The sequence below is a fragment of the Bartonella sp. AP4SXKL genome, assembly GCF_042195845.1.
In the GTDB taxonomy this organism is placed as follows: Bacteria; Pseudomonadota; Alphaproteobacteria; order Rhizobiales; family Rhizobiaceae; genus Bartonella.
Genome location: NZ_JBHIPA010000078.1, coordinates 1 through 660 on the forward strand (window position 1 = coordinate 1; position 660 = coordinate 660).

General features: G+C 42.1%; 1 protein-coding gene. It reads left to right on the plus strand.

The annotated features are described in order from the left end of the window. A partial coding sequence (locus ACFIMI_RS09765) for an RNase H-like domain-containing protein (RefSeq protein WP_375692541.1) occupies positions 1–449 on the plus strand: 449 nt, incomplete at its 5' end. Positions 450–660 lie beyond the last annotated feature (211 nt).

The window sequence follows — 660 nt, forward strand, 5'->3', positions numbered from 1 at the left end:
GTGAGGAAGCATTATCTCGGCTGAAAGAGTATATAGCCACTCCACCTCTCATTTCCATACCAAAACCCCATGAAATGCTATACTTGTATTTACCTCTTTCGGACAAAGCTATAAGTGCTGCGTTAATGAGGTCAGACGGAGGCATTCAGCGCCCGGTTTATTACATTAGCAAAACGCTCATTTCAGCCGAGCTAAATTACACCCCCCTGGAGAAACTTGTGTTAGCCCTCGTCACGGCGTCAAGGAAGTTACAGCATTACTTTGATGCTCACCCCATTACCCTCTACACTTCCCATCCCATTAAAGCCGCCCTGCGCCGAGCCGATTTCTCAGGCAGAATGGAGAAATGGTCCGTCGAACTAGGCCGATATCACATCGAATATGTGCCTCGAACAGCCATCAAAGGCCAGGTACTGGCCGACCTTATTGCCGAATTCGAATTGGTATAGATCTCAGTATATATCTAAGAGAGTATATACTGGACTTATTTTTTTAATAATAGAATCAGGAGGTCTTTTCGTCTCTTTTTTCGTAGTGATTTAGAATAGAACCTGTAGAAAGATGTAAGAGAATGTCTAGGAATTTCCATCTCAAGGTTTAGAATAGATTGATGCTGGTATATTGCTTATTATTAGCATTTTGATTATTAGAATTGTGGAA